We start from the raw sequence: 18,921 nt of genomic DNA, 5'->3' as shown, positions 1-18,921 counted from the left end.
TGAGCTGCGCTAGAGCTTGACGCTCCTTCGTAACTTGCCTTCACCGGAGCCAGTCCGGTCGCGAGGCAACTGTTATGAACTTCAAATCCACTGTAATGCCCGGCGTACGCGCCTTTGCATCGACCATGCGGGTCAAGCCCTGCGCTGAGCGCGCGGGCGTTTCCCGGGTCGCCACCCTGTATTCCACCCCCTCCTCGCAAACCCGGCCGCGGGCCAACTGGCGCGTCTGCCCGGTCACCTGCCGGCTCCAGCAACGCTGGAGTTTCGACGACAGCCAGGACCCTCAGAGTCGGAGCCTGGCCGGCCTCCTGATGCGGGCCGGCCTGCTGCTGAGCCTGTCCCGGGACTCGCACTTCTAGTTCAACCGAAGGCACTTTCAAGTCCTTCTGGAACGTTTTCCTTAATAAGGAATTCGGCAACTTCCTATTGCCTGCTTAAAACTAAAAGTTGGTGGTAACTGTTATGGACGAAGCCAGTAGTAGGTTCGTCGTCTATTCATGCCCAGTGAATAGGCGGCGAACGTTAAAACCAATAAAACGCAACTACCTGAATCGATCGCTTACTTGCGGCTCGACATACGTTCGCTCGTCTTTGAATAGGTGAGTGGTCTGTGTGTCGTGCCGCAAGCCTGCGGCAGGAGCACACGTAATGACTACGGTAAAAACCCGCACCTCCTCCTCGCAAAACCCCACCCGCGACGACACCCGGCTGTCGATGCGGGCCGCCCGCGAAGCGCAGAACAGCCTTGGCGTGACCCTGGACAACGTCAAGTCGAACGCCAACGGCCTGACCGAACTCGACGCCGAAGGCCGCCTGCAGCGCGACGGCTTCAACGAGGTGGCCCACGACCGGCCGCCCCACGCCCTGGTGCAATTGCTGCAAGCCTTCAACAACCCGTTCATCTATGTGCTGATGACCCTGACCGGCATCAGCTTCTTCACCGACTTCTGGCTGCCCCTGCAGTCCGGCGAGGAAACCGACCTGACCGGGGTGATCATCGTCCTGGTCATGGTCCTGGTCAGCGGCCTGATGCGCTTCTGGCAGGAATACCGTTCGGCCAAGGCTGCCGAGGCACTCAAGGCCATGGTGCGGACCACCGCCACCGTGCTGCGCCGCGAGCAGATGGGCATGAAGGCCGCGCGGCGCGAAGTGCCGATGCGCGACCTGGTGGTCGGCGACATCGTGCAGCTGTCGGCCGGCGACATGATCCCCGCCGATATCCGCCTGATCGAATCCCGCGACCTGTTCATCAGCCAGGCGGTGCTGACCGGCGAGGCGCTGCCGGTGGAAAAGTACGACACCCTGGGCGCGGTGCAGGAGAAATCCGCCCACCGCACAGCTGCTGCCGACCAGCAGGACTTGCTCGACCTGCCGAACATCTGCTTCATGGGCACCAACGTGGTCAGCGGCACCGCCACCGCGGTGGTGGTGGCCACCGGGTCGCGCACCTACTTCGGTTCCCTGGCGCGCTCCATCGTCGGCTCGCGGACCCAGACCGCCTTCGACCGCGGGGTGAACAGCGTCAGCTGGCTGCTGATCCGCTTCATGCTGGTGATGGTGCCGGTGGTGCTGCTGATCAACGGCTTCACCAAGGGTGACTGGGCCGAAGCCTTCATGTTCGCCCTGGCGGTGGCCGTCGGCCTGACCCCGGAAATGCTGCCGATGATCGTCAGCGCCAACCTGGCCAAGGGCGCCGCGGCCATGGCCAAGCGCAAGGTGGTGGTCAAGCGCCTCAACGCGATCCAGAACTTCGGCGCCATGGACGTGCTGTGCACCGACAAGACCGGCACCCTGACCCAGGACCGGATCATCCTCGAGCACCACGTCGATATCAGCGGCAGCCGCTGCGACCAGGTGCTGCAACTGGCCTGGCTCAACAGCTACCACCAGAGCGGCATGAAGAACCTGATGGACCGCGCGGTGGTGAGCTACGCCGAAAACAACCCGAAGTTCAGCGCGCCCGACACCTGGAGCAAGGTCGATGAACTGCCGTTCGATTTCGTCCGCCGGCGCCTTTCGGTGATCCTCGCCGACGCCAGCGGCCATCACCTGCTGGTGTGCAAGGGCGCGGTCGAGGAAATGCTCGACACCGCCACCCGGGTACGCCAGGACGGCGTCACGGTGGCCCTCGACGCCGGGCGCCGGGCGGCGCTGCTGGAGCTGGCCGAGGAGTACAACCGCGACGGTTTCCGCGTGCTGCTGGTCGGCACCCGCGACCTGGCGCCGGGGCAGACCCGCCAGCAGTACAGCGCCAGCGACGAGCGCGAGCTGATCATCGAAGGCTTCCTGACCTTCCTCGATCCGCCCAAGGAAACCGCCGGCCCGGCCATCGCCGCGCTGCGCGAGAACGGCGTGACGGTGAAGGTGCTGACCGGCGACAACCCGATCGTCACCGCGAAGATCTGCCGCGAGGTCGGCCTGGAAGTCGGCCAGCCGCTGCTCGGGCGCGATATCGAGCACATGGACGATGCAGTGCTTGCGCGCCTGGTGGAAGAACGCACGGTGTTCGCCAAGCTCACCCCGCTGCAGAAATCCCGGGTGCTCAAGGCCCTGCAGGCCAACGGGCATACCGTGGGCTTCCTCGGCGACGGCATCAACGACGCCCCGGCGCTGCGCGACGCCGACGTCGGCATCTCGGTGGACAGCGGCACCGACATCGCCAAGGAATCGGCGGACATCATCCTCCTGGAAAAGAGCCTGATGGTCCTGGAAGAAGGCGTGATCAAGGGCCGCGAGACCTTCGGCAACATCATGAAGTACCTGAACATGACCGCCAGTTCCAACTTCGGCAACGTGTTCTCGGTGCTGGTGGCCAGTGCGTTCATCCCGTTCCTGCCGATGCTGGCGATCCACCTGCTGCTGCAGAACCTGATGTACGACATCTCCCAGCTGTCGCTGCCGTGGGACAAGATGGACAAGGAGTTCCTGCGCAAGCCGCGCAAGTGGGACGCCAAGAACATCGGGCGCTTCATGCTGTGGATCGGGCCGACCTCGTCGATCTTCGACATCACCACCTACGCCCTGATGTGGTTCGTGTTCGCCGCCAACAGCGTGGAAATGGCCGCCCTGTTCCAGTCCGGCTGGTTCATCGAAGGCCTGCTCTCGCAGACCCTGGTGGTGCACATGCTGCGCACCCAGAAGATCCCGTTCATCCAGAGCACCGCGGCGCTGCCGGTGATGCTGATGACCGGCCTGGTGATGGCCCTGGGTATCTACGTGCCGTTCTCGCCGCTGGGTGAAATGGTCGGCCTGGTACCGCTGCCGTGGGAATACTTCCCTTGGCTGGTCGGCACCCTGCTGTGCTACTGCGTCGTCGCCCAGACCATGAAGACCCTCTACATCCGTCGCTTCAAGCAATGGTTCTGAGGGCTGACGGTTAGCGGCGCGGCCATCGCGAGCAATCGAGCGTCGACCGGCTGCTCCTACAGGTTGCAACTGTCCTTGTAGGAGCGAGCTTGCTCGCGAAAACCGCAACGCGGCGCCAGACCGTACGGCCACGCCCCTGTCTGGCCCAGCCAAGTGGAGCATCCACCATGAAACCTATCACCGAGCTGCTGGCCCGCGGCGAGCGCACCTTGCGCGCCCTGCTGGTGAGCACCCTGGAAGGCATCGCCGCCCTGATCACCCTGGTCGGCATCCGCCTGTATGCCAGAAGCCTGTTGAGCCGCGCTGCCATTCGCCTGCTGCTGGGCCTTGCCAGCGCCATTCATCGCCGCTGCATCCGCCTGCTGCGATCCGCCAAGCCATGAAACACACAAGGGAGAGTCCTCATGTCGGGAACTACTCTGCTGATCAACCTCGCCGGCTCCATCGCCCTGCTGCTGTGGGGCACCCAGATGATTTCCTCGGCGCTGCTGCGCGGCTTCGGCACCCAGTTGCGCCAGTGGCTGGGGCAGCACCTGAACAACCGCTGGATGGCCCTGCTGTCCGGCATCGCCATCACCGGGGTCCTGCAAAGCAGCACCGCGGTGAGCCTGATGGCCAGCTCCTTTACCGCCACCGGCACCCTGGGCCTGGCCCCCGCGCTGGCGGTGATGCTCGGGGCCAATATCGGCTCGACCCTGGTGGTGCAACTGCTCAGCGTCGATATCTCGATCCTCACGCCGCTGGTGCTGCTGGCGGGTTTTATCGTGTTCCGCCTGCGCGACGACTCGCGCTTTGAAAGCCTCGGCTGCGCGCTGATCGGCCTGGGGCTGATGCTGCTGGCCCTGCGCATGCTCGGCAGCACCCTGGGCGAAGTGGAAGGCACGCCGGTGTTCGCCGCGCTGATGCGTGGCCTCGACGGCGACCTGCTGATCGCCCTGCTGACGGCGGCGTTGCTGACCTGGCTGTGCCATTCCAGCGTCGCCGTGGTGCTGCTGGTGGCGTCCCTGGCCGCCACCGGGCTGCTGTCCTCGGTGACCGCCATGGCCCTGGTGCTGGGGATCAATATCGGCGGCGCCCTGCCGTCGCTGCTCAACGCCGATTCCAGCGTCGCCCGGCGCCTGCCCCTGGGCAATCTGCTGGTACGCCTGTGCGGTGCCGCCGCGCTGCTGCCGTGCCTGCCCTGGATCGCCCAGAGCGCGCCGGTCGCCGCCCTCGATGCCAGCTTGCAGGTGGTGTACCTGCACAGCCTGTTCAACCTGGTGCTGGCCCTGCTGTTCATCGGCCTGACCGGGCCCATGGCAACCCTGCTCAACCGCCTGCTGCCGGAGCCGCCGCGCGACGTCGACCCCGGCATGCCGCACTACCTGGACGAAGCCGGCCTGGCGGTGGCCAATATCGGCCTGTCCAACGCCGCCCGCGAAGCCCTGCGCCTGGCCGACATGCTGTCGCTGATGCTCGATCGGGTGCTGCGCCTGTTCCAGGCCTCGACCCCGGCCGGCGCCGATGAAGTGCGGCGCATCGACCAGTCGCTGGACCTGCTCAGCGCCGCGATCCGCGCCTACCTGGCGGACATCGGCCAGGACGGCATCAGCGACCAGGACGCCGACCGCGCCCAGGAAATCCTGCTGTTCGTGATCAACCTGGAACACGCCGGCGACATCCTCTCCAGCAGCCTGACCCAGCTGGCGGCGCGCCGGCTGCGGCGTGGCGAGCAGTTCTCGGTGTTCGAGCTGGATTGCATCGAGCCTCTGCACCAGGCCGTGGTGGACAGCCTGAGCCTGGCGATCACGGTGTTCCTGCGCGAAGACCTGGCCAACGCCCACCAGTTGGTGAACCGCAAGGAACTGGTCAGGCGGCTGGAAGCCGACGCCAGCCGCGAGCACTTTCGCAGCCTGCGCGAAGACCGCACGGCCTGGGCCGAATCCGGCGACATTTTCCAGCGGGTGCTGCGCGACTACCGGCGCGTGCACCACCACATCGCGGCCCTGGCCTATCCGGCGCTGGAGCGGGCCGGCGAGCGCGACCTGGATAACGCCGAGCTGGGCGACGTGCTGCTGGACAACCCGTTGAGCATCCAGCCGACGGCGCAGGAGCGCGCACGATGCGTGTCCTGATCTGCGCGGGGCGCCATTACGCCGACGTCCAGCGGTGCCGGCGGGTGCTCGACGCCTTTCAGCGCCTGCATGAAGTGCAGGTGCTGATCCACGGCGGCAGCCAGTTCCTCGGCGCGGAGATAGAAGACTGGGGTCGGGAAATCGGCGCCGACATCGTGCGTTACCCGGCCAACTGGCAGCTGCACGGCAAGCTCGCCGAACGCCTGCGCAACGCCTTCATGCTGCGCGACAGCCGGCCCGACCTGATCATCGCCCTGCCCGGCGGCGACGACACCGAAGAGCTGGTGGCCCTGGCCAGGGCCGCCGGCATCCAGACCCTGTCAGTGAGCGACTGGCAATGACCCTGTTCCCCACTCGACCACGGAGCGGCCCGCGCGGCGCGGCCGCTTCCCATGCCTTAGCGAGAACCGTCATGTCCAAGTACAACCCTTCGCGCAATAACCGTTTCGCCAGCCTCACCCGCGACCTGCCCCCGGCGAAACGGCGCATGCTGCGACGCAACCTGATGTTCGTCACCCTCACCCTGAGCCTGATCGGCCTGCTGACCCTGGTCGCCAAGGCCAACGCCGCGGGCGGCGCCTATGGGGTGGACGACGGCGCGATCAACGCCCCGGGGGAATGCAACCTGGACATCTGGTACCAGAGCCTGCGCCACCAGGGCTCCAACCATGGCGCGGTGTTCTCCCCGGCCTGCACCTTCGCCGGCCTGCCCTGGTTGCAGGTGGGCGCCGCCCTCGAGCGCAGTCGCGAGGACGGCCACGGCGAAACCCAGCTGAGCCCGCAGCTCAAGGCGCAACTGTGGAACCGCGAAGACCTGGGCCTGCAACTGGCGCTGGCGACGTCCGCGCATTTCGCCCTCGACCGCGGCCATGCGTTCGACGGTGGCGACATCAGCCTGCCCCTGACCTACCAGCCCCTGCAAAGCCTGCGCCTGAACTTCAACGCCGGCTGGGCCCACGCCTATGACGACGGCCAGCAGAACCATCGCTGGACCTGGGGCAGCGGCTTCGAATACGACCTGGGCGAACGCCTGACCCTGGTCGCCGAACGATACGGCCAGCGCGGCGGCGAACAGGCCTGGCAAGCCGGGCCACGCCTGCATCTGGGAGCAAACCTGGACCTCGACCTGGTGCTGGGCGGCCAGTTGAACGAAGGCCGCGACCGCTGGCTGACCAGCGGCGCGACCTTGAGGTTCTAAGAGGTTTCTGGCGGTGTGCCGCACAAGCTGCGCGAAGACATCTCCTGTAGGAGCGAAGCTTGCTCGCGAGGCGGTGTGTCAGATGTACCGCAGCGTATCTATCGCCAGCAATCGAGCGTCGACCGGCTGCTCCTACAGAAGCAGGACGCCGGTCTATCGGGTCAATGCAGCCTCAGCGTATATCGCTGCGCCGATACAGGCTCAGGCCCACCGCCAGGACCGCGAGCATGCCGGCGCAGCTGCGGTTGATCCACAGCATCGCCCGCGCGGAGAAGGTGCGCATGGCATAGCGCCCGCCAAAGGCATAGGTCGCCATCATCACGCAATTGATCGCCGTGCTGACCAGCGCCAGGATCAGGTACTGCTGCGCCACCGGCTCATCGGGGCGTACGAACTGCGGCAGGAAGGCGGAGAAAAACAGCAGCCCCTTGGGGTTCGACAACCCCACCAGCAACGACCGCACAAACGCCCCGCGTCCGCTGCTGGCACTGCCGCCTGTCTGCGCGGCCAGAGCCTGGGTCGGCGCCTTCCACAGCACCCAGGCCAGGTACAGCAGGTACGCCGCGCCGCCCCACTTGACGATGGAAAACAGCTGTTCGGAAGCTTGTAGCAACGCCCCCAGGCCGCAGCCCACCGCACCGATCAGCAGCAGGTCGGACAGCATCGCGCCAGCCATGCCGCAACCGGCGATGCGCATGCCATGGGTGGCACCGTTATTGAGAGCCAGCAACATCGACGGCCCGGGGGTCATCATCACCGCGCTGACGGTGACGACGTACAGAAACAATGTGGTGGCGTCCATTCGAACCCTCCGTAAAACCACAGGTACAACAGGTCGGCTAGCATACACCAGAGGCTTTCAGCCCTACAGCGATGCGCCCCAGTCCGCCACCTGGCGGGCGCTGATGCTGACACCGCCGCACACCACGATCACCACGTCCCGCGCTGCGGCGATGGCCGGGTGATCGAGGTAGGCCACCGCCAGCGAGACGCCGCAGGCCGGCTCCACCAACTGGCGCAGATCGTCGGCATAACGCACCACGCCGAGGATCGCCTCGGCATCCGACAACACCAGCGACTGATAGGCAAAACCCTGGATCTGCTGCAACGGCCAGGCCGCCACCTGGGCCGCGCCGAGGGAACTGGCGACGGTGTCGATCTTCGCCAACTTGACCGGGTGCCCGGCCGCCAGCCCCGCGGCAAAGGAAGCGCTGCCGGTGGTTTCGCAGGCGATGATCCGGCAGTCCTGGCGCTGATGGCGCAACAGGCCGGTGAGGATGCCGGCCAGCAAGCCACCGCCGCCCACCGACGCGACGATGGTGTCGACCTGCGGACAGTCTTCGAGGATTTCATCGACCATGCTGCTGTGCCCTTGCCACAGCACCGGGTGGTCAAAGGCCGGCACGTATTCGCTGTCGGCGTCGCTGCTCAGTTGCAGCGCGCGCTCGTTGGCCTGGTCCCAGACCTTGCCGTGCACCAGCACCTCGGCGCCGGCCCGGGCGATACGTTCGCGGGTGGTTTGCGGGGTGGTCTGCGGCACCACGATACAGGCTTGCAGGCCGAGGCTGGCCGCCGCCACCGCGGTGGCCAGCCCGGCATTGCCGCCGGAGGGACAGACCACGCGGCGCTTGCCCTGCTGCGCCGCCTGGGAGCAGAGCAGGCCCAGGCCGCGCATCTTGAACGAGCCACTGGGTTGCAGGTTTTCCAGCTTGAGCCAGATGCGCCGGGTGGCCGTGGACAACCCGGGATGCAGGATCAGGGGGGTGCGGATATGCAGCATCATGGGCTCCTTGGAGGAAGACGGGCGTCTTGCAACCCTAGCTGCTCAGGCCTGCCTATGCCGCCTCCCCCTGGCCGCTCGCCGGTCAGCGAATCGGCGGTACGCGGATATCGCCTTTGCGGCACTGGGTGCGCACGCCCTTGCCACAGGCGCCGAAGCCCAGGTTCTTGTCCAGGCAGACCCGCACTTCGGAGAGTTCCGGGCCGCTGCACAACACCGCTACGCCCTTTTCGGGAATGCCCGGGTTGGCCTGGCGAAACAGCTGCTCGATCTCCCGGGCCTCGAAGTAATGCACGGTGGTCGAAGGTTCCAGCACCTCAGGAATCTTCACCTTGCCCAGGGCCTGGTCGGAGCTCTCCAGGTAGCCCATGGCGCCCAGCCCGCTGCAGGTGCCGTGCTTACTCCATTCATGCTCCATCAGCTTGGCCGTCGGGAACAGGGTCAGGCCCTTGGCCCGTTCTTCGGCGGTCAGCTGGGTCAAGGGCGGGCAGGATTCCGGCCAGCCGCCCTTGGCGTATTGCGGCCACAGGCCATGCAGGACAAAACCGTAGCCCTTGCCGGAGCACTGCTCGTTTTCCGGATGGGTCAGGCAAAAGGTCGGCGACCAGGACAGCGACAGCAGGTAGTAGTCGAACACCCCGGCGACCGAGTCGCGCTGCTGCCGCGCCTCCCGTGCCTGGCTGACACCGACGGTGCAGATCATCAGCGCGGCCAGCGCCGCGGTTGCGAAAAGTTTTCTCATAGACCCTCTCCTTGGGATGGGGCGGTAGGTGAACGGCCCCTTGTGACCTGGCCGGTATCGGCCAGACACCTTTCTTGGCACGGGGCTGTTGCAGGAAGATGACAGGCCGCCTCCCGCGGGGAAGCTGGCCGATGCTAGCGAAGCGTTTTAGCAGACAGATCGGGTTGGCGCCATGGCCGGCGGGCAGCGTCTACGGAATGACCAGGCGAATGCGGGATTTGTAGCGAACACTCGCTTCTGTAGGAGCCAGGCTTGCCGGCGATTGGGATGATGCGGTGTGCCTGACACGACGTCTCGCGAGCAAGCTTCGCTCCTACAGAGGCAAACCTGGGCCTGGCAATAAAAAATGGTCGTTGGCGGCAAGTGCGCAAGATCGTTCAAGCCATTCCCGCTGCGGGCTGGCACAGTCGGTTTCCGTTCCTTGATTGCAGGCTGTCATGTCCAGCGTTCATCTTCCCCGCGCCGCATTCCTGCGCGGCGCCGTTGCCATCATGCCGCTGTCCCTGGCCACCGCGCCCTGGGGCCTGCTGGCGGGTTCCATGGCCATCGAGGCCAATCTCACGCCCCTGCAAGGCCAGGGCTTGTCGAGCATCGTCTTCGCCGGCGCCGCGCAACTGGTGGCGATCGGCATGCTCAAGGGCGGCGCGGGGATCTTCTCGATCCTGCTCACCACCCTGCTGCTGACCTCCCAGCACCTGCTATACGGCATGAGCCTGCGCTCGGTGATTTCGCCGCTGCCGGGGCGCTGGCGGGTCGGCCTGGGCTTCCTGCTCACCGACGAGCTGTTCGCCCTGACCAGCCAGCACGACAAGCAACAGTTCGACCGCTGGTACGCCCTCGGCGTGGGCCTGACCTTCTATATCGCCTGGAACCTGTTCACCCTGGCGGGCATTGTCCTCGGGCGCGCCATTCCCGGGCTCGAACACCTGGGCCTGGACTTCTCCATCGCCGCCACCTTTATCGCCCTGATCACGCCGCTGGTGCGCAATGTGCCGACCCTGGTCTGCGTGGCCGTATCGCTGTTCTGCTCGGTGCTGCTGAGCTACTGGCAATGGGGCTCGGCCCTGGTGCTCTCGGGCCTGCTGGGCATGACCGCGGGTTTTCTCTGCAACAAGTTCTACCGGGAGCGCACATGATGGTCTGGGCAGTGATTTTCGGCATGGGCTTGCTGGTGTTTCTCAACCGCTATGTGTTTCTCGAACCGCGCCTGCCGGTGCGCCTGAGCAGCAACGCCCGGCAGTTCCTCGGGTTTGCCGTACCGGGCATGCTCACGGCGATCTGCGGGCCGATCGTGTTCATGCCCGAACACCAGCTGAACCTGGCCTACGACAACCCGTACCTGATCAGCTCGCTGGTGGCCATCGTCCTGGTGATCTACACCCGCAACACCCTGCTCAGCATGCTGCTGAGCATGGCGTTCTTTTTCCTGCTGCGGTGGTGGTTGTAGGAGCTGGCTTGTCGGCGATCGGGGCTGCGCGGGGCGTCAGGCAGGACGCCTCGCGAGCAATCGAGCGTCGACCGGCTGCTCCTACAGGTTCGGTGTTCGCCGCGAATCCGGCATGCGCCGCAAACCTGTAGGAGCCAGGCTTGCCGGCGATTGGGGGCAACGCGGTGTCACTGACTCACCGCCCCGCAAATCCCCGACCGGCAACCCTGCCCCTCACGACGCCTTGGCCTCCCGCAACAACTGCTGGATCACCTGCTCCTGCGCCTCGTAACTGCCCTCGCCAAAGTGGCTGTAGCGCACCTGCCCGCGGGCGTCGATAAAGTAGTGGGCCGGCCAGTACTGGTTGTCGAAGGCGCGCCAGATCGCGTAGTCATTGTCGATGGCCACCGGGTAACCGATATCCAGCTTGCGCACCTGGGCCTTGACGTTGTCGATGACCTTTTCGAAGGCGTACTCCGGGGTGTGCACACCGATCACCACCAGCCCGTCCTTGGCGTACTTTTTCGCCCAGGCATTCACATAGGGCAGGCTGTGCTGGCAGTTGATGCAGTCGTAGGTCCAGAAGTCCACCAGCACCACCTTGCCGCGCAGGGCCTCGGCGTCCAGCGGCGGTGAGTTCAGCCATTGCACCGCGCCACTCAACGAAGGCATCGGGCCCTTGCTCGGCAGCGTCTCGACGGGCGCCGCGCCAGCCTTGTCGATCAGGTAGTCCAGGGCCTTGGGCACGCTCTTCAGCAGGCCTTGCTCGAGGGACGCGCCGCCTTGCGATGAAGTGCTGGCCAACAGACGGTCGTCCACCCCGCTGCCGATCGCCACGACCGCCAGCAACACCAGGTAACCGGCGGCGCGGCGCAACCAGGCGGTGGCCGGCAGGGATGGCTTGAGCCGGTTGACCAGCCCTCTTCCAGCGAAGATCAGCAGCCCCAGGGACAAGGCACTGCCCAGGCCGTAGGTCAGCAGCAACAGGCTGGTCTGGGCGCTGGCCCCCTGCAGCATGGCGCCGGTCAGGATCACCCCGAGAATCGGCCCGGCACAGGGCGCCCAGAGCAAGCCGGTGGCCACCCCGAGCAACAGCGCCGCCAAGGGCCCGGAGAACTTGCGCGCCCGGTCGAGGCGCAGGCCATCCAGGCGATTGCCCAGGCTGACCCAGGGCCGCGCCAGCCAGTTGCCGAAGCGGGCAAAGATCAGCGACAAGGCGAACAGCCCCAGCACGACCAGCGCCAGCTGGCGCCCGATACCGTTGGCACGGACGATCCAGTCGCTGCTGACCACCGCCAGGCTCGACACCAGGGCAAAGGTCAGCGCCATGCCACCCAGGGTCAGCAGCAGCGAGCCGCGCGAGCGGTCGGCCCGGGCGAACAGGAACGGCACCACCGGAAGAATGCAGGGGCTGAGGATGGTCAGGACCCCGCCGAGAAACGCTATGAGCAACATGGCATCACCTGTGATCGGTCAATGTCCGCCCGCCATCGGCGGCGGGCGTATCCAGGGGTGGCAGGCCCGGTTCAGGCCTGGTGGTCGGCGCGCATCCCTTGTGGGGTGCGCTCGTAGCCGCCTTCGGCCAGCCAGCTGTGCGTCTGCAAGGTGCCGGCTTTCAAGGTGCTCGCTTTCAAGGTGGCCGCCTTCAAGGGGTTGGCACTTGAGAGCGGGCTGAGCTGGAAGCAGGTCGCACAGGATGAGTCGGCGGCGCTGGCATCCACGGCCACGCCGGCCAGGGTCAAGGTCAGGGCAAGCAGGGAGCTTTTCAGGGCGTTCATGGGCGAATCCTCATGGCGAACAGGGTGATAGGACAGGGAGTGTGTTCAGTTGCCGTCGTTACAGTTGTTGGCGAACTTGCGGTAATCCAGGGCCTGGGTGCGGCCCTGGGAATCGAGGTAGGTCATGCGGGCATTGACCACGCCGCAGCTCGGCTCGGCGTCTTCGGTCATCGACAGGACCTTCTGGATATCCAGCTGGGTGCCGTAGCTGTAGGTCTGGGCCTGCACGGTGCTTTCGGCGCGGGCCGACAGGGTGCAGATGTTCAGGGCGGCGAACAGGCAGGCGGCGTAGAGGGCGGTGCGTTTCATGGTGGTTTCCTCGGGCGACAATGGGTTTTGGCTGCGAGGCGAGTGGCTGTGCCTCGATGGAGCCCATTGAATGCGCGGGAGGTATCGCGCTTGTGTCGGCGAACCACCCTTGCGGTCTCCCTGCGTATCCACGCCGCCGGGGGATACAGAGCGATACAAAAGCGCCGGAAAAACCTTGTTTTGCATCGCCGTGTGTTCAACCAGGCGCCAGATACACTGCAATACAAAAGCCCGCAGGCAGGCCCGCCCGGGCCCTATAAACTAGGCAGCACGACCCTATACAGAGGCAGCCCCATGGATCATGTCGATCACGTATTGATAGTCGATGACGACCGCGAAATCAGAGAGCTGGTAGGCAACTACCTGAAAAAGAACGGCCTGCGCACCACGGTCGTGGCTGACGGCCGGCAGATGCGCAGCTTCCTGGAAACCACCCCGGTGGACCTGATCGTGCTCGACATCATGCTGCCCGGCGACGATGGCCTGCTGCTGTGCCGCGAGCTGCGCGCCGGCAAGCACAAGGCCACGCCGGTGCTGATGCTCACCGCGCGCAACGACGAGACCGACCGCATCATCGGCCTGGAGATGGGCGCCGACGATTACCTGGTCAAGCCGTTCGCCGCCCGCGAACTGCTGGCGCGAATCAATGCCGTGCTGCGCCGCACGCGCATGCTGCCGCCGAACCTGGTGGTCACCGAGAGCGGCCGCCTGCTGGGCTTCGGCCGCTGGCGCCTGGACACCACCGCGCGCCACCTGCTGGACCAGGACGGCACCATGGTCGCCCTGAGCGGCGCCGAATACCGCTTGCTGCGGGTGTTCCTCGACCACCCGCAACGGGTGCTCAACCGCGACCAGTTGCTCAACCTGACCCAGGGCCGCGACGCCGACCTGTTCGACCGTTCCATCGACCTGCTGGTCAGCCGCCTGCGCCAGCGCCTGCTGGACGACGCCCGCGAACCGGCCTACATCAAGACCGTGCGCAGCGAGGGCTATGTGTTCTCGCTGCCGGTGGAGATCCTCGAGGCCGCGTCATGAAGCTGGCGCTGCACTGGCCGCGCACCCTCGCCTCGCGGTTGTCGCTGATCTTCCTGATCGGCCTGGCGCTGGCCCAGGGCCTGTCGTTCGCCGCGCAGTCCTACGAGCGCTACCAGAGCGCCAAGATGACCATGCTCGGCAACCTGGAGAGCGACGTCTCGACCTCCATCGCCATCCTCGACCGCCTGCCCGCCGCCGAGCGCCCCGCCTGGCTGCAACGCCTGCAACGGCGCAACTATGGCTACCTGCTCAGCGCCGGTGAACCCGGCCAGCCCCTGGACGGCGAGGATGTACCGGTCTCGGTGTACTCGATCAAGAACGCCCTCGGCCGCGACTACGACCTGGCGTTCAACAACATTCCCGGGCCGCGCCAGCACTACCAGGCCCACCTGCGCCTGGCCGACGGCAGCCCGGTGACCATCGACGTGCGCCCGGCGCTGACACCGATGTCGCCCTGGCTGCCGGCGGTGCTGTTGGGGCAGTTGCTGGTGTTGATCCTCTGCGCCTGGCTGGCGGTGCGCATCGCCGTGCGCCCGCTGACCCGGCTGGCCCAGGCGGTGGACAGCCTCGACCCCAACACCCACGGCGTACACCTGGACGAAAAGGGCCCGATCGAAGTGGTGCACGCGGCCAAGGCCTTCAATGCCCTGCAGGCGCGAATCGGCGCCTACCTCAAGGAGCGCATGCAACTCTTGGCGGCGATCTCCCACGACCTGCAGACGCCGATCACCCGCATGAAACTGCGCGCCGAGTTCATGGACGAGTCCGCCGAGAAGGACAAACTGTGGAACGACCTGAGTGAAATGGAGCACCTGGTGCGCGAAGGCGTGGCCTATGCCCGCAGCATCCATGGCGCCACCGAGGCCAGTTGCCGCATCGACCTGGACGCGTTTCTCGACAGCCTGGTGTTCGACTACCAGGACACCGGCCAGGACGTCGAGCTGACAGGCAAGAATGGCGCGCTGATCGACACCCGCCCCCACGCCCTGCGCCGGGTCCTGGTGAACCTGGTGGACAACGCGCTGAAGTTCTCCGGCGCGGCGCGGATCGAGGTCCAGGCACAGGCCGGCGATCGCCTGTCGGTCAAGGTCCTGGACCGTGGCCCGGGGATCAGCGAAGAACAGCTGGCCGAAGTACTCAAGCCGTTCTATCGGGTGGAAAGCTCGCGCAACCGCGACACCGGCGGCACCGGCCTGGGCCTGGCCATCGCCCAGCAACTGGCGGTGGCCCTGGGCGGCTCGCTGCGCCTGAGCAATCGCGAAGGGGGCGGCCTGTGCGCCGAGCTGATCCTGGTCAGCAGCAAAGCCAGTCTCTGAACACTTTGCTACACAGGCATACATAACCGCCCTTTGCCGACACAGCCGATATACACGGCCTTGCAAGACTCCTGGGACACGCCGCGACAGCGGCGCCCAACCTCAAGGAGCCTCTCATGCCCACTCAATCCCTTCCCTCGCGTTTCCACGGCTGGCGGCTGTTCAGCCTGCTGGCCGCCGCCGTGCTGCTGATGACCGCACTGATCCTGCTGCTCGAGCCGGACCTGGTCGAGGCCACCCGCAGCGCCATCCGTGCCACCGCGCGTTCGTCCTTCGTGCTGTTTCTGCTGGCCTTTACTGCCTCGGCATTCGCCGTGCTGCTGCCCTCGCCGCTGAGTCAGGCGCTGGTACGCGAACGCCGCTTCATCGGCCTGGCGTTCGCCTTCTCGCACCTGGTGCACGCGCTGCTGATCTACAGCTACGGACAACTGAACCCGGAGTTCTGGCCCGGCCGCAGCACCCTGGGCAACCTGCCCGGGTCCGTGGGCTACCTGTTTATCCTGCTGCTGACCCTGACCTCGTTCAAAGGCCCGGCCGCGCTGCTCAGCCGTGTCGCCTGGAAACGCCTGCACACCACCGGCATGTGGGTGATCGCCGCGATATTCGCTTTCTCCAATTTCAAACGCATTCCGCTGAGCGCCTGGTACCTGCTGCCCTTCGCCATCACCTGCTCGGCCATGACGATCAACCTGCTGGGCAAGCTGGCCCAGGCCAACAAACGCCGGCAACGCCAGGCCCTGAGCCCACGCTGAATTCAACCACCCTGTAGCCGCTGCCGCAGGCTGCGATCGACGCCGCAGACGGCGCCGCTTTTGTAATGCCCCCACTTTGCACAGGAGATCCACCCCATGATCCTCACGCTTTCATCCGCCCTCGACGGGCTGCAACGCCAGCTCAATCGCGTCTCCCCCTGGGTCGCGCTCCTCAGCCTGCGCCTGCTGCTGGCCTGGGAGTTCTTCGAGTCGGGCCGGGAAAAATGGCAGGGTGAAAACTGGTTCCAGGAGATCCAGTCCGCCTTCCCGTTTCCCTTCGACCAGCTGCCGGCGAGCCTGAACTGGCAGCTGTCGATGTGGGCCGAGCTGCTGTGCGCCCTGGCGCTGCTGCTGGGCCTGGGCACCCGCTTCGCCGCACTGGTGCTGATTGTGGTCACAGTCGTCGCTACCGCCGCCGTGCACTGGCCGGCCGACTGGTCGACCCTGAGCGAGCTGGCCCAGGGTTACGCCATCAGCAACAAGGGCCACGGCAACTTCAAGTTGCCGGTGATCTACCTGGCGGCGCTGCTGCCGCTGCTGTTCCAGGGCCCAGGCAAGCTCAGCCTGGATGCATGGATCGGGCGCCTGCGCCACAGGCGCTGATACCCCGGGGACAAAAAAAGCCGCAGCGTGAGCTGCGGCTTTGGCGTTTCTACGGGGGAAAGTCGATAACAGGCCCATCTCCCTGTAGCCGCTGGCGCAGCCTGCGCTCGGCGGCGTAGCCGTCGTAAAACCGGCTATCCCGTTCGGTCTGATACACCGCGCTGCCTGGGTTTGCGGCCGCTGCGCAGCCGAGCGCAGGCTGCGCCAGCGGCTACATAGGGCCAATAACGCCTTGGTTGTGCAGCTGTCGCAGCAGGCTTTGACCAGTTGATCGGGCGCCTGCGCCACAGGCGCTGATGCCCCGGGGACAAAAAAAAGCCGCAGCGTGAGCTGCAGCTTTGGTGTTTCTGCAGGGTGGAAGTTCGATAACAGACACATCTCCCTGTAGCCGCTGGCGCAGCCTGCGATCGGCGGCGCAGCCGTCGTAAAACCGGTGATCGCGTTCGATCTGATACACCGCGTTGCCTGGGTTTGCGGCCGCTGCGCAGCCGATCGCAGGCTGCGCCAGCGGCTACACAGGGCCGATAACGCCTTGGTTGTGCAGCTGTCGCAGCAGGCTCAGCCAGTTGATCGGGCACCTGCGCCACAGGCGCTGATGTCCCGGGGCAAAAAAGCCGCAGCGTGAGCTGCGGCTTTGGCGTTTCTACGGGGGAAATTCGATAACAGGCCCATCTCCCTGTAGCCGCTGGCGCAGCCTGCGATCGGCGGCGCAGCCGTCGTAAAACCGATGATCGCGTTCGGTCTGATACACCGCGCTGCCTGGGTTTGCGGCCGCTGCGCAGCCGGGCGCAGGCTACGCCAGCGGCTACACAGGGCAAATAACGCCTTGGTTGTGCAGCTGTTGCAGCAGACTCTGGCCATTGGCGAGAAAGGTGTCGAGGTCGTCGATGCCCGCTTCCAGGGCCAGGCCTTGCAACTGGTCGCGGCCGTGGAGTTGGGGAAAGGCCTCGATACGCTCCAGCAGGCGCCAGGCCAGCGGGCTGAGCTCGGAGAAATGCACCCGGTAATCGGCGTCGCGGCGGATCAGCAGCAAGGTCGGTGCTGCCCCGGGCTCCCTGGGACGCCAGGCCGGCCCCAGGCGCTGCACCGGCCAGGCGTAGGCCAGCGGCCAGGCCAGGGGCGACAGGCGCAAGGGCTGACTCAGCAGCCGCTCCGGGTCGCTGGCTGGCAGCGGCTCAGCCTCGGCCTGTTGCAGGGCCATTTCGATCCACTCGTAATGGCTCAGCTCGAGCATAAAGGCTGGCCAGCTGGCGTCCTGCAAAGCGACGGGCGTGGAAGCCATCCAGGCCACGAACTCGCCGGCGATCTCGCCGAATTTCGGCGTGGCGCAACGGTGCTCGCGCAGGAACACCCGCAGCAGCCGGCGCCAGTCCGCCTCGCCGAGTATCGAGCGCAACACCGGGAAGGTATTGCCAAGCAACGACAACAGGTTGTCGAACACCAGCTCGCGGTAAATCTCCACCCGCGCGCGATCCATCCCGGCGGGCGGCGCGCGGTGCTCGGGATCGCGCAGGTAGGCGGTCAGGGCCTGTTGCTCGGCGTCGAGGACAATCAGCGGCTTATCCATGGGCCAGCCTCCCCTGAGCCTGGCAGGCATCGGCCTGCAACCGGCGGATGCTGTCCAGTTCGCCCAGCAGCTCGGCGAATGGCGGGAAGTTGAAGTCCCGTTCCAGCAGGGTCGGTTGCACGCCAAACAGCTGGTAGGCGCGCGCCAGCAAGTCCCAGACCACCGGTTTGACCGGCGCGCCATGGGTGTCGATCTTCAGGCTGGCGGACTGGTCGTAGTGCCCGGCCACATGCATCGCCACCACCCGCTCCGGCGGCAGGCCGGCGAGAAAGGCCTGGGGTTCGAAGCCGTGGTTCACCGAGTTGACGTAGAGGTTGTTGACGTCCAGCAACAGGTCGCAATCGGCTTCGGCCAGCACCGCGTTGGTGAAGGCCAGCTCGTCCATGTCCTGGCGTGGCGCGGCGTAGTACGAGACGTTCTCCACCGCCAGTCGCCGGCCCAGCACATCCTGGGCCTGGCGAATGCGCGCCGCGACATGGCGCACCGCCTCTTCGGTGAACGGCAGCGGCAGCAGGTCGTAGAGGTGCCCGTCGTCGCCGCAGTAGCTCAGGTGTTCGCTGTACAGCGGCACCTTGAAGCGCTCGAGGAACTGCCGGACTTCCCGCAGGAACCCCAGGTCCAGCGGCGCCGGGCCACCGAGGGACAACGACAGCCCGTGGCAGCTCAACGGGTAACGCTCGGCCAGGGCGCGCAACGCGGCGCCATGGGCACCGCCGAGGCCGATCCAGTTTTCCGGCGCCAGCTCCAGAAAATCAAAAGCGCCCGCAGGCGCCGTATTCAATGCGTCGAGCAAGGCACGACGCAAGCCAAGCCCCGCGGCTGCCGAAACGGGCAGCCGTGGGGCTTGGGCGGATGATGGGATGTTGCAGGGTGGTATTGAGGGAGGCATGGGTCCGTCTCCTGGTTGCCCCGGAAAAAAACGGGGGGCACCTGAG

Annotated in this window: 20 protein-coding genes; 12 read left to right on the top strand and 8 right to left on the bottom strand. The window is 66.0% G+C overall.

The features are described from left to right. The first annotated feature begins 74 nt into the window (after positions 1–74). The 6 genes from J4D28_RS23765 to J4D28_RS23740 all read left to right on the top strand — a co-directional run bounded on the left by J4D28_RS23765 (position 75) and on the right by J4D28_RS23740 (position 6,678). Positions 75–359 carry a hypothetical protein gene (locus J4D28_RS23765; RefSeq protein ID WP_053268892.1) on the top strand — a complete coding sequence of 95 codons (285 nt, stop codon included), beginning with the start codon at positions 75–77 and terminating at the stop codon, positions 357–359. Between the two features lie 289 nt (positions 360–648). Continuing rightward, complete coding sequence (mgtA, locus tag J4D28_RS23760; RefSeq protein WP_103330961.1) at positions 649–3,366, top strand: magnesium-translocating P-type ATPase; 2,718 nt, start codon at positions 649–651, stop codon at positions 3,364–3,366. 167 nt (positions 3,367–3,533) lie between these two features. Next, the gene (locus J4D28_RS23755; RefSeq protein WP_009048678.1) at positions 3,534–3,749 is read left to right on the top strand and encodes a hypothetical protein; all 216 of its coding nucleotides are present in this window, start codon (positions 3,534–3,536) and stop codon (positions 3,747–3,749) included. A gap of 21 nt (positions 3,750–3,770) precedes the next feature. Next, positions 3,771–5,480, top strand: a complete 1,710-nt coding sequence (locus J4D28_RS23750) for a Na/Pi cotransporter family protein (RefSeq protein WP_009048677.1) — start codon at positions 3,771–3,773, stop codon at positions 5,478–5,480. After that, positions 5,468–5,821 (top strand): DUF2493 domain-containing protein, encoded by a 354-nt coding sequence (locus J4D28_RS23745; protein ID WP_103330960.1) that lies wholly within the window; start codon positions 5,468–5,470, stop codon positions 5,819–5,821. The genes J4D28_RS23750 and J4D28_RS23745 overlap by 13 nt, the downstream gene beginning before the upstream one ends. Before the next feature lie 71 nt (positions 5,822–5,892). Then, positions 5,893–6,678: a hypothetical protein gene (locus tag J4D28_RS23740; RefSeq protein ID WP_103330959.1), complete on the top strand. Its 786-nt coding sequence runs from the start codon at positions 5,893–5,895 to the stop codon at positions 6,676–6,678. A gap of 172 nt (positions 6,679–6,850) precedes the next feature. Here the strand turns inward: J4D28_RS23740 and J4D28_RS23735 are convergent, their stop codons facing one another. From J4D28_RS23735 to J4D28_RS23725, 3 genes are all read right to left on the bottom strand, one after another. Next, entirely contained in the window at positions 6,851–7,480 is a 630-nt protein-coding gene (locus J4D28_RS23735; protein ID WP_009048674.1) for a LysE family translocator, read from the bottom strand. A gap of 63 nt (positions 7,481–7,543) precedes the next feature. Beyond that, positions 7,544–8,458, bottom strand: a complete 915-nt coding sequence (locus J4D28_RS23730; protein WP_028682292.1) for a pyridoxal-phosphate dependent enzyme — start codon at positions 8,456–8,458, stop codon at positions 7,544–7,546. Positions 8,459–8,543: 85 nt separating this feature from the next. Continuing rightward, positions 8,544–9,200 (bottom strand): ribonuclease T2 family protein, encoded by a 657-nt coding sequence (locus J4D28_RS23725; RefSeq protein WP_016704622.1) that lies wholly within the window; start codon positions 9,198–9,200, stop codon positions 8,544–8,546. A 437-nt stretch (positions 9,201–9,637) separates the two neighbouring features. On the opposite strand from J4D28_RS23725, the gene J4D28_RS23720 reads away from it, so the two are divergent. After that, positions 9,638–10,336, top strand: coding sequence for an AzlC family ABC transporter permease (locus tag J4D28_RS23720; protein ID WP_009048671.1), 699 nt, complete (start codon positions 9,638–9,640; stop codon positions 10,334–10,336). Beyond that, positions 10,336–10,647 (top strand): AzlD domain-containing protein, encoded by a 312-nt coding sequence (locus J4D28_RS23715; protein WP_009048670.1) that lies wholly within the window; start codon positions 10,336–10,338, stop codon positions 10,645–10,647. Before J4D28_RS23720 ends, J4D28_RS23715 begins: the two co-directional genes overlap by 1 nt. Positions 10,648–10,860: 213 nt before the next feature. Here the strand turns inward: J4D28_RS23715 and J4D28_RS23710 are convergent, their stop codons facing one another. The 3 genes from J4D28_RS23710 to J4D28_RS23700 all read right to left on the bottom strand — a co-directional run bounded on the left by J4D28_RS23710 (position 10,861) and on the right by J4D28_RS23700 (position 12,713). Next, positions 10,861–12,081 carry a cytochrome c biogenesis protein DipZ gene (locus tag J4D28_RS23710; protein WP_103330958.1) on the bottom strand — a complete coding sequence of 407 codons (1,221 nt, stop codon included), beginning with the start codon at positions 12,079–12,081 and terminating at the stop codon, positions 10,861–10,863. 71 nt (positions 12,082–12,152) lie between these two features. Beyond that, a complete protein-coding gene (locus tag J4D28_RS23705; protein ID WP_028682295.1) occupies positions 12,153–12,404 on the bottom strand; it encodes a hypothetical protein in 252 nt (83 codons plus the stop codon). A gap of 45 nt (positions 12,405–12,449) precedes the next feature. After that, positions 12,450–12,713, bottom strand: coding sequence for a DUF2790 domain-containing protein (locus tag J4D28_RS23700; protein ID WP_009048667.1), 264 nt, complete (start codon positions 12,711–12,713; stop codon positions 12,450–12,452). A gap of 294 nt (positions 12,714–13,007) precedes the next feature. On the opposite strand from J4D28_RS23700, the gene J4D28_RS23695 reads away from it, so the two are divergent. The 4 genes from J4D28_RS23695 (at position 13,008) to J4D28_RS23680 (ending at position 16,419) form a co-directional block, all read left to right on the top strand. Continuing rightward, a complete protein-coding gene (locus tag J4D28_RS23695) occupies positions 13,008–13,748 on the top strand; it encodes a response regulator (RefSeq protein WP_009048666.1) in 741 nt (246 codons plus the stop codon). Beyond that, positions 13,745–15,064, top strand: a complete 1,320-nt coding sequence (locus J4D28_RS23690; RefSeq protein ID WP_016704615.1) for an ATP-binding protein — start codon at positions 13,745–13,747, stop codon at positions 15,062–15,064. The genes J4D28_RS23695 and J4D28_RS23690 overlap by 4 nt, the downstream gene beginning before the upstream one ends. Before the next feature lie 116 nt (positions 15,065–15,180). Further along, a complete protein-coding gene (locus tag J4D28_RS23685) occupies positions 15,181–15,816 on the top strand; it encodes a hypothetical protein (protein ID WP_028682296.1) in 636 nt (211 codons plus the stop codon). A gap of 96 nt (positions 15,817–15,912) precedes the next feature. Continuing rightward, positions 15,913–16,419, top strand: a complete 507-nt coding sequence (locus J4D28_RS23680) for a DoxX family protein (RefSeq protein ID WP_028682297.1) — start codon at positions 15,913–15,915, stop codon at positions 16,417–16,419. 805 nt (positions 16,420–17,224) lie between these two features. Here J4D28_RS23680 and J4D28_RS23675 read toward each other — a convergent pair. Beyond that, the gene (locus tag J4D28_RS23675) at positions 17,225–17,986 is read right to left on the bottom strand and encodes a DUF2063 domain-containing protein (RefSeq protein WP_009048662.1); all 762 of its coding nucleotides are present in this window, start codon (positions 17,984–17,986) and stop codon (positions 17,225–17,227) included. Next, a complete protein-coding gene (locus J4D28_RS23670) occupies positions 17,979–18,875 on the bottom strand; it encodes a DUF692 domain-containing protein (protein WP_009048661.1) in 897 nt (298 codons plus the stop codon). Before J4D28_RS23670 ends, J4D28_RS23675 begins: the two co-directional genes overlap by 8 nt. Between the last annotated feature and the right edge of the window lie 46 nt (positions 18,876–18,921).

This window comes from Pseudomonas sp. GW531-T4, from assembly GCF_017349615.1.
GTDB lineage: Bacteria > Pseudomonadota > Gammaproteobacteria > Pseudomonadales > Pseudomonadaceae > Aquipseudomonas > Aquipseudomonas chlororaphis_I.
The sequence above is the reverse complement of the archived record's forward strand: the minus strand, read 5'-3'. Positions and strand labels throughout refer to the sequence as shown.